The following is an 11,734-nucleotide window of genomic DNA, read 5'->3' as shown; positions in this document are numbered from 1 at the left end:
TTCCTCTTTACCTCCCGCAATGACACGCTGTGATCATGACAGGACGCAGAAACAGTAAAAATTTTGCGACATAACCGCGAGGTTAGCTGTGTCAGGACCATACGGAATTTAGACTGGCAATCTGAAGCACGCGATATCGGACACCGTGCACTCTAAGGCACGGTTTCCAGATCGGTTTCGCGAAATTCGTTATCCGTCGCCAAGATTGGCACACGATAATATTTTGCGCACGCGTAATGAATGCAGTCTGCCAAGTTCAGACCACGACGGCCTTTCCGGTAGGTATTGGCCGCGTGGAGTGAAAGCGTCGTGGTTCGTCTTGCAGGCGGCAGATCGCGAAGCTCAATGGCGCGGGCGTCCAGAAACTCCATGATAATTGGCTCAACATGATCAATGGGAAGATCGAACTTGTCTGGCCGAGATAAGGCGAGGGCAGTTTCCAGAACGACAAGCGGTGATGTAAAGCGCTTTTTGGCATTCATGATCGCGGTGGAAACGCGTTCGGCTTCTGGTTCGTCGGACAAAACAGCGACGAGGGCGCAAGCGTCAATAAACATGTCGCTCACGATTCCCACATTTCGTCATAGGCTTCCTTCGGTAGAGGCTTTTTTGCTGCTTCCTTGCCTGCAACGTGATATTTTTCTCGCAAACGCGCTGCAGTCTGGGCCGGTGTTTCGACGTTCAGACGGCGCTCGATCGCTTCGCGCATGGCAATGACGATTGCATCAGAAATGCTTACCTTTGCGATCTTTGCGAACTTGCGCGTCAACTGGTCGGCGGTTTCATTTGTGACATTGATTGCCATGACTGGCACTCCATGTAGATAAATATTTACTTTAATGTAGATGCTTTTCTCTACATTCGCAATGGGGAACCGGTCGTGCGGGAGAAACGCACGACCGTCCTGCGGCTTATTCAGCCGCTTGGGAAAACTCCTCTTCATCGTCGACGCTTCCAGCTTCTTCGCCGGTTTCGTCGTCCATGGTTTCGGCTGCGGCTTCATCCGCGATCCGAACGGGGACCGGGAGCCATCCGCTTCCGGAAGCGAGCCGTTCTGCGATCAAACCGCTTCGGCTTTCTTCTTGGCGGCACGGACTGACAATTCCGCATCCTTGCCCTTGGCTTCGGCCACTGCCAGTTCAATCGTCGTCCTGTTGACGTGATTGAAATAGTTGTCGGCGGTCGGCTCGAACCAATCCGACATATCAACGTCAAGTGACCGGGCAAGTTGATTGGCCTGCGCCACATCGCCCTTGCGCTGGCAGAATTTCGGCTCAACCGCATTGACGGCATGAGCGGCGGCAAAAGCCAGAAGCGATAGAAGCATGTCTTGTGGCTGCTCACGCAGCCAATCGAACAAGTCATCAGGATTGCCGGGAAGAATGTCACCGTAGCGATCCGACAGGTCGTTGAAGGCCAACAAGCCTTCGCAGTTCGCGGCATCCTTCATCGAACCGTCAAGCCGCTCATGGCTGACGCGGATTTGCAAGGCGCTATGACCGCCGTAGGGATAAACAACCTCGATCAACATCGAATGCACCACGGCAACGAGCCCGATGTCCGCATTGTTCGCCAGTTCAATGCGCAGCGCCGCTGTCTTGTGTGCGGTCAGGTCCTCTATTAAAGCCGCACTATGCGTCATCACTGGAAGGGAGGGAGCCGTCAACTCGGACGAATGTTCCGTCTCGCTGTTCTCAGTCTCGTCATCAACCGTCGCCGTCTCGGCCTTCACAAAGCCACGCTCGATCCGAACCTTGCCGTAGTAGTCCATCATCACGAACGCACCAGCCTGTTCCAGTGCTTCGGAACTGAAAGCTTCCGTCTTGGCCGTCAGAGCGTCAATACGCTCCTGAACACCTTCAAGCTTTTCCTCGGCCTGATCGTCGGCGGCATCATGCTCAATCAATTCGGCAATTTCGTCATATTCTGCCTGTGCTGCATCAAGTGCGACCTGATCTTCAGCGGACAACGGCACGTCTTCGGGATAAAAGCGTTCCATGCGGTGCAACCCATCGGGAACGCCCGTGCTGCATTCGACCCACTGCCAGCCTCCGGCCTTCACCTGCTCGGCAATCACGGTGAATCTCTCTGCAACCAGCCTTTCCAGCAAGGCGGCATCCGTGGCATATCCACCGTCTCGCGTATCGAACAGGTCACGTTTGACCGCTCCGCCTGCCGCTTCATATGTCTCAACGCCACCGATGAACTCAAAACGCTTGTCGTCTGCTCGTATCATTTCCTCGGTCAGGGCATACCTGATCCGGTGCGCGTCACGATTCCAGTCAGGCAGGGCGTTCCAGACTTCCATCTGGCGCTTTTGATCATCGCAGATGGTAAAAGCTTTCAACTGGCTATAGCCAATTTCCTCGTCCCGGAACAATTGCAGCAATTCGGGTGCGACGCGCGCCAGCGCGAGGCGCTGCCGCACTATGGTTTCAGAGATCGCAAAGCGAGCGGCGATATCAGCAATGTCTTTTCCCTCATCTGCCATGGCCTTGAAAGCTTCATATTGGTCAACGGGGTTCATTTCTTCGCGCATAGCGTTTTCGGCAAGACTGATTGCCGTGGCATCCTCGGCGGCACGTTCCTTGCACTCGACCGCGAAATCTGCCGCAATCTCACCAGCCTCTGCCAGAAAAAGCAGCGCCAGACGGCGGCGTTCACCAGCCGTCACGAAATAATGGCCTTTCCTATCGCCCTCGCGCACGACCAGATTTTGCAACGGTTGATAACCGTCGCTACGCAAATTTGCCGCCAGTTCTTCAATACCTTCCTTGCGGTAGGTTTTGCGCACGTTCTTCGGGTCACGATCCAGCTTGTTCAACGCGATAATGATGGTTGTTGGCTTGTTCTTATTGATCATGATCTTCTCCATTTTCCCGCGAAGCGGTCTTGCTCTTGCCCATCGGGCAGGAGCCCCACTCCTGCTCCCGAGCTCGTGCGGAACAGCGGGAGAGGGGGTAGCAAGGAAAAAAAACGGAGGGGGTTCGCCCGCCCGAGGCGTAGCCGGAGGGTCGGTGCAGATCCGCGTATGCGGATCCGTATCGATCCTGCACGAGCTGAGGACCAAAGGGACGATGCGAGGAAGGACGGGGAGACCGTTTTTTTCTTGCGAGGGGGAGAGGGCAGCGCTCTTTCTCCCTCACTAGTGAAACTAAAGATGACCGCCGTTGCGGTCGCCATTCATCATCTGATTGTCAACGAGGGAGGGAGCCGACCTGTTTGCACGCAGGACGGCTCCCAGGTGATTGACGCCAAGGGCTAGCAAGACGTCAGCACCTATTCCGGTTGTCGCCGGATTGACGCACTATGCTGAAGTCGTCGGGTCGTGTAAACAAGAGATAGCCAATTCGGTAATTGAAATTTCTTTGAGCCGCTATGCGCCTTGCACGAGTGCGATCGTCACCCGCATGGGCAGAAACCGGCATAATGCCAGGTTCCGTGCCGAAAGCATAGAGCGCCGGCGCGCAGCTACGTGCCCAGTCCATTCAATCATAACTCTATTTTTCACCGCATTCAGCTAGCCAAATCGGCTACATCGATTTTCCCATAAAAGGAATGAAACAACGTTTGACAGGAGATATGAAGGGACGTTCGTTAGAAGAATGGATTGATATTCTTGGGCTTGAACAGGTCGACGATCCACAAATAAAGAAGCAGAAATGACGAAATCGATTTTCGACAAGCTGCGGACGCTCGACGCTCCTACGCTTGCGGCGATCTCTAATTTCATCCAGCATTTGAAGACCAAGCCTGACAGCATTGACGAAAGCGGCAATCAGGATGCGGCGTTCGCCGCATCCTGATTGTCCCTTTTTTTGAGGAGGAAGAAAGATGGACGCGATACCTGTGCTTTTGCCGGGCCAGACGCTGCAGGATGCGCGCAGCATGATTGAGGATGTCTGTTCGTTCCGAACGGCAGACACAAATCTGATCATAGAGGATTGCCGTGCTTACTACGGCGACAAGGCAAGCATCATGGCCGCTTGGTTCGGTATGGATGCGTGGTTTGAAGGTGATGATGCATCCAAAGCCAAGTGGGCAACAGTCCTCAAGCACATGATTCAATAGGAGCTGGATCGTGCGCATTTTGACTGATGAAGAGGCGACAGGCCTGGTCGGATATCCAGAGGATGGCGTGTATGTCGCCATGGCAGAGCATAGCGGCGACAATCCGCGGCTGCTAGGTGGCGAATATTGTGAAGGTGGCCTTTCTGGAACGGCTCTGAAGGCCGCGGCTTTGCCGCGCTATTATCCGGAGACAGCGCAGCTCGTCGTTGCTATCGTCGAAAACGGGCGTTTGATGACGCTTTGGGATTACAGGACTGGTGATGCGCGAGACCTGTCGCCGGCGACGCGAGCGATGTTTGAGCGGATTGGCGATCTGGAAGAGGAGGTTCGGCTTCTGAAATCCAATCAGGATTATTACCGGCAATGCCTGATCGCTCTAAAGAAACAGCATCCCGATTGCCAGGATTCCATCAACGACGTCTTTTTGTCGATTCCTTATCCGGGACTGGAAAATGAGCGACGATAAGTACCATCCTTACCCCCAAACCGGACCGAATTTCCTGACCGTGGCGAAGCCACAGAGCGGAAAAACAGCATCCATTATCGTTCAGATGAAGTGGGGCGGAAAATGAGCTCTCCACTGAAAACGGCTTTATTTATCGGCTTCCTCATGTTCCTGTTGCAATTCGTCGTGGGCGCAATTGTAGGGCGTTTCTTCCTCGGCCTGCTCATCGCCACTGGCGGGGCGCTATGGCTCGGTTATCAAGTTTATCAAACCGAAAAGTCGTATCATTCATGGTGATTGGCGTGGATGGATGCAAAATGCGACTTGCGGTTTACGAATGGACTTTAGCAAGCCGATCATGTATTATATAGCAATATCAACAACATAGTTCCATAATGCGTATTATGCGATTTTTGTATATAACAGCAATATACAGATGCGACAGATGGGCAAGATAGAGATGCGACATTTTTAGGTCGCGTGCTCTGTTCAGATCGAACGAGGAAAGGAAGACTGGCTCTCTATTGATGTGTATCAGTTTAGAGAGTTGCCATGTCTTGTTTGATTACTATGTCGCAGAGAGAACTCAATCGATTGGAAGTCATTCAGAAGATACGGGATCGCCGCCTGACCGTTATACAGGCCACCGCATTGCTCGATCTCAGCCGCAGCCAGATTCATCGTCTTTTACAGGCTTACGATAAACTTGGGAGTGCTGGACTGGTTTCGGGAAGACGCGGTCGCCTGAGCAATCATCGTTACAGCGAAGATTTCCGCAATGGTGTTCTGGATTTGGTGCGGGGTTATTATCGGGATTTCGGTCCGACACTGGCCTGTGAGAAGCTTGCCGAACGACACCAGCTTTCGGTCAGCAAGGAGACGCTGCGGCAATGGATGACGGTGGCTGGGTTGTGGACGTCGCGTCGTGAACGCAAGCGACAACTGCATCAGCCGCGCGGCCGGCGGGATTGTTTCGGTGAACTGGTGCAGATCGACGGGTCGCATCACTGGTGGTTTGAGGAGCGGGGTCCCAAATGCGCCCTCCTCGTTTATATTGACGATGCCACCGGCAAGCTTCTGCATCTGCGTTTTGCCGGATCAGAGAATACATTCGATTATTTTCATGCGACGAAGGCCTACTTGCAGGAATGGGGCAAGCCGCTGGCCTTTTACAGCGACAAGCATGGTGTGTTTCGCTCCACACATGGTTCAGAGAAAGATCGAACAAGCGGCCTGACACAGTTTGGTCGGGCACTTTATGAGCTCAACATCGATATTATCTGTGCCAATACTCCGCAGGCCAAAGGCCGTGTCGAGCGGGCCAACAGGACTTTGCAGGATCGCCTGGTGAAGGAATTGCGACTGCGCGGCATTGATACAATCGAAGCAGCAAATGCTTATGCGCCGGAATATATTGCAGACTTCAATGCCCGGTTTGGCAAGGAGCCGCGCAATCCGAAGGATATGCATCGACCGCTGGCCGGGCATGAGAACATCGACAGCGCGATGTGCCGGAAGGAAGTACGGACACTTTCGCAAACACTGACGCTGCGTTACGACAAGGTGCTGTTCATCCTGGAGCCGACGGAGCTTGCAAAGCGGCTGGCCCGACAGAAGGTGATTGTCTGCGATTATCCGGATGGCCGTCTGGAGATCATGCATGGAACGGACACCCTGCCCTATACAACCTTCGACAAGCTTCGTTCTGTTCACCGGTCGCCTGTTGTCGAGAACAAGCGATTGGATGACATGCTATCGATTGTGGCCGAGATGCAGGCAGGTCGGGAATTGCAACGCAGTAAGAGTGGACCACGCAGAACGGGGCAGACGAACCACATGTTTGGTGTTCGCGACGGCAGCACAGCCAACGGTTATCAGAAGCGTGAGCGCAAATCGCGCACCGCTTACATGAACGATCCTGAAGTTACTGCACGTCGGGAAAAAGCATTAGCCCGGTTGGCTGCAGCCGAGTGAAATGCCCATCTTTAATGACATTTGGCACTCTCAAAGCTAAAGCCGAAGAGGTGGATATTCACCCGCCCCCATTCCTCGCTTGCAACCCTGACCAGCCTCTCGGAATGGGGGCTGAACGTCAGCACCTGTCGCATTTCTATCTTGCTAAAAACGTCGCATCCCTAACTTGCTAAAACATTGTATGCAGTCGGCCAGATAGTCAGTAATTGTGCGGCAGAACGGATCTCGAGCGCAGTCCACTTACTCTCAATCCAGTCATTGTTTGCCAGGAAAGATATGAGTCGTGTTTTCGCGCTCGATTGGGATAAAACCAATCGTCGGCCAGAACAATTCCGCATCAGAGCCCGCTGAGTAGAGCACGATCGGGCGATCAAATGTCATCGCATGGTTAAGTACAAACAATGCAATCTGTCGATCAACCCCGCGCCTCCGGAAAGCCGGTCGAACGTAGAACCGCCGCATACGTAGCCAGTTGCTATCCATGAAATCCTGTGTTGTACCGCCAATACCGGCGATCTCACCATCGACAGTTCCGAGAGCTAGAATTTCGCCGGGGCGGTCAAAGCGATTGGCCCCGCTGCGCCATTCGTCACGAAGCATGGAAATCATATTGCGGCCTTCTGCTTCGGCCTCTTGCTGCAATTGATCCAATTGGGCGGGCAGTTCGACAATCTGCCTAATCACAAAAGCACTTCTGTCACCCGTCATCTGAATTTCGCCTCCTATCGAGTTGGTTCCACCGAACCTCAATTCGGACGCCAGTTTAATGTTCGGCATTGGCGGCGCAAGAGCGCCAACGAGCTCATTGTTTTTAAAGGGAAGAAAGGGCTCTGCCCTCTCTCCCCACAAGCATCGCCTCGACCTTTCGATGCAGCAAGTCGGTCGCACCATTCCAGGTGCAACCGCGTTGCGCACCATCAGGCAGGGCGGGGGCCTTGCCCGCTCTTCGCCGCTGCTTGCCCCCTCTCTCCCGGTCTGACTTGCGACGCCGCAGGAGCAGGAGCGGGGCTCCTGCCCCATGGGCAAGAGCAAGACCGCTTCGCGGGAAAAGGGAAAATGGAGAGCGAAATGGTAAAAAGAGGCGAGGAAATGCCTGTCAGGCTCGTCGTTGTGACGGATGCTCACATGCAGGCTTTTGGTAAGAGAACGGATCAGCGGGGCGTTGGCGAGAACTCGGATGACCTTTTCGATGCCGATCACGCAAAACGGCTTCTGGAACTGGCGGCCGCCGAGACGAACGCGAGGCGCGTGGTAATAGACTACAGACCGGGAAATGTCGCTGACGCTATCGATAAGCTGGTCTATATCGCGGCTTTTCTGATTTCTGGTCGATCAACGCTGGCAAAGGACGAGATGAGAAAGGTGCTGAGGAGTGTCGAGAATTTGGACTGAGATGGGCAAGAAGCCCGCTCAATTGCGGGCTTTGCCAGATTATATTTTGACCTTCAATGAGAAGGTCAATGCAGAAACGATATCATCATCGAAGTCATAGGACGCGTCCAGATAAGGACGGCCTGTTGCAGGGTTGACGACCTCATTCGAGACTTCACCGCCGGTAAGCACCCCTATCAATCCACCAAATCGAAGCTCATGGAATATCCTGCAGAACGCTCCAGTCGGTCCACTTTAACGACCCGAAGGCAAGCCAATCCGGCGCAATTCCCGACTGCATTTTCAATTCAAGGGATTGTGGCAGCTTGGCGGACCCGTTTACATCCCATGATCCTCCTGCAAGCGGATTTCCGCCAGCGCCAGGTGGGAGACCTGTGAGATCGAGCTTACCGGTGAACTCGTCAAGTTTAACCTCGGAATTATAAACCAAGCTGGCACGAAATGCGTATTCCGGAACCTCGTAGGCGAAGCCACTGCGCCATCCCCATCCGTCTGCTTCCAGCGTTAATCGACCGAGACCGTTCCAGCCAAACGGGTTAGCCGGGATAGGCGCGACCAGCTGTTCTTTGAAGCCGTCCATGGATTGGTAAAACACACCACCGATGAGCCGAAACTGGCCCTTCTCGCTGACGTCGAATTTATAAGAACAGGTTCCGGAATAGCCATCGCTATTCATTTTGGTTTCGGTGTTGTCGTTGGCGCCAGCCCAGTTTCGACCGGGATTTGTATGTGCGCCCCATGGCTGCGAATAGTCGAGAAGGCAATCAAGGGAATCGATGATACCGAACTTGAGACCGATCCGCGGAACCAATAAGCCTCAGATTCCTTAACACCGTCGGTTCGTCCCCCACCAACTGGTCCGTCCCACGGACTGCTATCTCTGACGTTATTTAGCTTCCTGTTTGGCATGACATAGATGGAGGTCGCCTCCGTGGCGAACCGATCCGGATCAAACAGAAGGTCTATGTTATAGCCGCCACGTTCCAGTCCGCCGGCAGAACCATGACTGGCCGTTCCCAATACAACGCAGCTCGTACAAAGCAGGGCCTTCAAAGGCAGTTTGACCATTAATTCCCCTCCGAGAATGGTGAAATTGATCCCCTTGATTAGGACAAACCCCTGCACCTGATGATGGATATTCACAATTGATAGTTCATGTTTGACGATCTGAACTGTCAGACTTCGACAGAAACCGTTTTAAATTAATTCCGGCGAAAATTATGTACGGCGGAATTGCCAGTGAATAGTGACCACAGTTTAATTGCAGAACATCCGGGTTTACGCCAGCATTATTCAGACTTTCCAACAGAGCAATTGACACTTCTGGCAATACAACCTTGTCTCTTTTTCCCAAAACGATCTGAATATCCAGATCAGGACGGGCGAGACTGTAAGCGTAGTTCCCCAGATCAAGCGGTGCCCAAGCCCTGTGCAGTTGAGAAAGGTTTATCGTGGGTTCAAAGCTCTCGCGTATTGCTCGCGTTGCTCGCCCGGTCCAGACCATTTCGGCCAGACTGCCACCTGTGAGAAACAGCGAGGCTTTCCTAACGTTGGTATCATGAGCGGCGACCAGTCCTGCGACCCATGAACCGAGGCTCATTCCGAGTACGGAGATTTCTCGATATCCTTCGCTTTTCAGCCAACGAATGAGCTTCTGTCCATCCCACACGGCCTGCCGTAGTGACTGGATCGTTCGGCCAAGATTTGCGCTTAGCATATAATCAGCGTAGTCGGCCCCCGGACGGCTCCTTTCAAAATGATACGGCATAGCAATCTCAACGACTGTGATGCCCCTTTTGGACAAATAACCCGCTATCTGTCGGTTGCGGGATCGTGCGTTCCAATGATGAAAGATTACCAGTGCCTTGTCGCGCGAGCCGCTATCGGTGATCTTCGACCAGACCAGGTTATTTTCCTCAATGTCTGTCGAAATATCAGATGGAAATTTGAGGAAATCCCCTGCCCGCTCAAAATCGTTGTCGTCGCCGAGTGGCGCTCTGAAGTACGATGGCGTGGCAGTTGCCTGCACCCCGAGCTTGCAGAATTCTTCGATGTTGGAAACATTCGCAGCGCCCGGAAACGCGCGTTCTGCATCAAGACTGACGATCGTTGCTTTTTTAGCATCTTCTCCGCGTCGTGCCCGTTTCTCATCCCATTGATCAAGCCAACTATGAAACACTTTGATTGCTAACCTCACTCGCACGCCCGCGCCCGAAGGCCGGATCAAATAAGCAGTAAATAGCGATTAGGAGCCCGGCAAACATCAGGACCGTAAAGCCGGAAAACGCGTCGATAGACAAATAGCTTGCGAAAAGCAGCGCCACAACTGCGGTCATTTTCCAGAGAGCGACTTTATAACGACTTCCCGATCCAGCGCGGATCACACCATATAGAAAAACAAAACAGGTTGATATTGCGATGAGCAGGCTGCTGAAGTGTGTCGGCATCCGATAGCTAATGCGACTGTGCACGTCTGTACGATCGAATAGGATCGATGAAAGGTCGCTAATCACCCATGCAACGATGCTTGGGTCATTTGACGCCAGATAAGAGCTTTGCAGCTTCATGACGGTAGCGATCAGCATACCTAAGAGTGTGCAGCGGAAAACCCACAGCATAACCCAAAACCCGGTATCGCTTAGATCGCCCGCGTCCAAGAGGATCCGTGATTTTGCCGCGCTGCGGATTTTCCAAAAGTCATTGATCACAGAATAAAGCAGAATAAGACCGGCGAAAAAAAGATAAAACGATAGGCACATATAGAGGTAGGCGAGCGCCGTGAAAAAGATCGCAACAGGTATCGTTACGATTTCAGGCCGGACTATCGCGACTGTGCCCCAATCGATCGCGTAATTACCTCCGCCTTTGATGAGAGGCATCAAACAGACGCCAATCCACTGGAAAACACCCGCAAATAATAAGCATATTAGGAACACTGCCCAGAATGAACCGGATGAAGCATCAATAATTCGCTTCCATGCGCTGTCGCTGTCCTCGATTGCGCCATCGACAAGCCCCCTCCGTTTTTCGTGCTTCCACGAATTCACCAGTTCAAAAACAAAGGCAAGGAAGAGCGGGAGGAATACCATGAACACTAATGTCCAGTTCGCCGCCCAAAGGAAGCCGACCTGCTTGATGACGCCATCGGATCGGGTGAACTTAACGTTGTGAATGCCTATGATGAACGAAAGGAATCCAAGGGCGGACATTCCGGCAAAAACAGAAGCAGACAGATTCAGGGGAGAACCTTCGCTGAAAAGCTTCTCAGACTGTCTGGCTAGGTTCCATCGCCTGCCATCGTCATCGCGTACGGAATCCGATCTTGCTATTCGAGCTGCACCCCGGTCTGGCTCCGATGGCCCAACACTTTCGGCCCTCTTCATCTCGCGTCTTTTCGCCACCAACCGGGACTGAGCCGCGCTAAGCTCCATAATCCATTCACTTCTGGCAGCCGAGTCACCGCAGCTTAGAACTCTCGCCAGCAAACCGATGTTGGTAGTGCTTATGCCTTTCTCATTCTCCTGAAACCAGAGCTGTACAGTCCGTAGATCAACGCCGACGCGCTTGGGATCGACAAGCGTTATGGCCTCCGCAAGTAGCTCCGGCGTCCAGGGACCAGTGCGAGCGCCGTCGCTGCCGAGCGGGCGACCTGCGCCCTCAGCGGCGATACGCTTGAACAATTCCTTGAAATCGCTCCCGTCTTTCGGTGGAACGAAAAAAAACTTTCCGTTTTTTATCAATCTCTTACCGGCTCAAATTTCGTTGCGTTTCGCTTCGTTTCGTATCCTAGCGTGCAAGATACCTTAATCAACGTTTTTATCATTTAGATTTTGGGATGGCTGTTTCGTCAGA

General features: G+C 53.0%; 13 protein-coding genes and 1 pseudogene. 6 read left to right on the top strand and 8 right to left on the bottom strand.

Annotated elements, in window-relative coordinates; genetic code table 11:
- Nucleotides 1–152 precede the first annotated feature (152 nt).
- From KWJ32_RS24655 to KWJ32_RS24640, 4 genes are all read right to left on the bottom strand, one after another.
- Entirely contained in the window at nucleotides 153–557 is a 405-nt protein-coding gene (locus KWJ32_RS24655) for a type II toxin-antitoxin system VapC family toxin (protein WP_151610734.1), read from the bottom strand.
- Between the two features lie 5 nt (nucleotides 558–562).
- On the bottom strand, nucleotides 563–805 hold the full coding sequence (locus KWJ32_RS24650; RefSeq protein ID WP_151610735.1) for a type II toxin-antitoxin system VapB family antitoxin: 243 nt from the start codon (nucleotides 803–805) through the stop codon (nucleotides 563–565).
- A gap of 106 nt (nucleotides 806–911) precedes the next feature.
- Nucleotides 912–1,064, bottom strand: coding sequence for a hypothetical protein (locus KWJ32_RS24645; RefSeq protein WP_231771632.1), 153 nt, complete (start codon nucleotides 1,062–1,064; stop codon nucleotides 912–914).
- Nucleotides 1,061–2,863: a ParB/RepB/Spo0J family partition protein gene (locus KWJ32_RS24640; protein WP_231771633.1), complete on the bottom strand. Its 1,803-nt coding sequence runs from the start codon at nucleotides 2,861–2,863 to the stop codon at nucleotides 1,061–1,063. Before KWJ32_RS24640 ends, KWJ32_RS24645 begins: the two co-directional genes overlap by 4 nt.
- A 799-nt stretch (nucleotides 2,864–3,662) precedes the next feature.
- Here KWJ32_RS24640 and KWJ32_RS24635 point away from each other — a divergent pair.
- The 5 genes from KWJ32_RS24635 to KWJ32_RS24615 all read left to right on the top strand — a co-directional run bounded on the left by KWJ32_RS24635 (nucleotide 3,663) and on the right by KWJ32_RS24615 (nucleotide 6,490).
- Nucleotides 3,663–3,806, top strand: a complete 144-nt coding sequence (locus KWJ32_RS24635; protein WP_192799576.1) for a hypothetical protein — start codon at nucleotides 3,663–3,665, stop codon at nucleotides 3,804–3,806.
- A gap of 28 nt (nucleotides 3,807–3,834) precedes the next feature.
- Nucleotides 3,835–4,071, top strand: coding sequence for a hypothetical protein (locus KWJ32_RS24630; protein WP_151610614.1), 237 nt, complete (start codon nucleotides 3,835–3,837; stop codon nucleotides 4,069–4,071).
- 10 nt (nucleotides 4,072–4,081) lie between these two features.
- Nucleotides 4,082–4,537, top strand: coding sequence for a hypothetical protein (locus KWJ32_RS24625; RefSeq protein WP_151610613.1), 456 nt, complete (start codon nucleotides 4,082–4,084; stop codon nucleotides 4,535–4,537).
- A gap of 102 nt (nucleotides 4,538–4,639) precedes the next feature.
- Complete coding sequence (locus KWJ32_RS24620; RefSeq protein ID WP_192799577.1) at nucleotides 4,640–4,813, top strand: hypothetical protein; 174 nt, start codon at nucleotides 4,640–4,642, stop codon at nucleotides 4,811–4,813.
- Nucleotides 4,814–5,068: 255 nt separating this feature from the next.
- Nucleotides 5,069–6,490 carry an ISNCY family transposase gene (locus KWJ32_RS24615; protein WP_151610612.1) on the top strand — a complete coding sequence of 474 codons (1,422 nt, stop codon included), beginning with the start codon at nucleotides 5,069–5,071 and terminating at the stop codon, nucleotides 6,488–6,490.
- A gap of 255 nt (nucleotides 6,491–6,745) precedes the next feature.
- On the opposite strand, the gene KWJ32_RS24610 is transcribed toward KWJ32_RS24615, so the two are convergent.
- Nucleotides 6,746–7,198: a GNAT family N-acetyltransferase gene (locus KWJ32_RS24610; protein ID WP_151610611.1), complete on the bottom strand. Its 453-nt coding sequence runs from the start codon at nucleotides 7,196–7,198 to the stop codon at nucleotides 6,746–6,748.
- 360 nt (nucleotides 7,199–7,558) lie between these two features.
- Here KWJ32_RS24610 and KWJ32_RS24605 point away from each other — a divergent pair, with 360 nt between their 5' ends.
- Complete coding sequence (locus tag KWJ32_RS24605) at nucleotides 7,559–7,882, top strand: hypothetical protein (protein ID WP_231771634.1); 324 nt, start codon at nucleotides 7,559–7,561, stop codon at nucleotides 7,880–7,882.
- A gap of 202 nt (nucleotides 7,883–8,084) precedes the next feature.
- Here the strand turns inward: KWJ32_RS24605 and KWJ32_RS24600 are convergent.
- The 3 genes and pseudogenes from KWJ32_RS24600 to KWJ32_RS24590 all read right to left on the bottom strand — a co-directional run.
- Nucleotides 8,085–8,950 (bottom strand): annotated as a pseudogene (locus KWJ32_RS24600) (outer membrane protein transport protein); the annotation flags it as partial.
- Between the two features lie 85 nt (nucleotides 8,951–9,035).
- On the bottom strand, nucleotides 9,036–10,061 hold the full coding sequence (locus KWJ32_RS24595) for a dienelactone hydrolase-related enzyme (protein WP_151610616.1): 1,026 nt from the start codon (nucleotides 10,059–10,061) through the stop codon (nucleotides 9,036–9,038).
- The gene (locus KWJ32_RS24590; RefSeq protein ID WP_151610610.1) at nucleotides 10,051–11,622 is read right to left on the bottom strand and encodes a hypothetical protein; all 1,572 of its coding nucleotides are present in this window, start codon (nucleotides 11,620–11,622) and stop codon (nucleotides 10,051–10,053) included. Before KWJ32_RS24590 ends, KWJ32_RS24595 begins: the two co-directional genes overlap by 11 nt.
- Nucleotides 11,623–11,734: the final 112 nt, after the last annotated feature.

It is taken from the genome of Ochrobactrum sp. BTU2, from assembly GCF_024539785.1.
GTDB lineage: Bacteria > Pseudomonadota > Alphaproteobacteria > Rhizobiales > Rhizobiaceae > Brucella > Brucella anthropi.
Note: the sequence above shows the minus strand (reverse complement) of the source record. Positions and strands in the feature narration are given on the sequence as shown.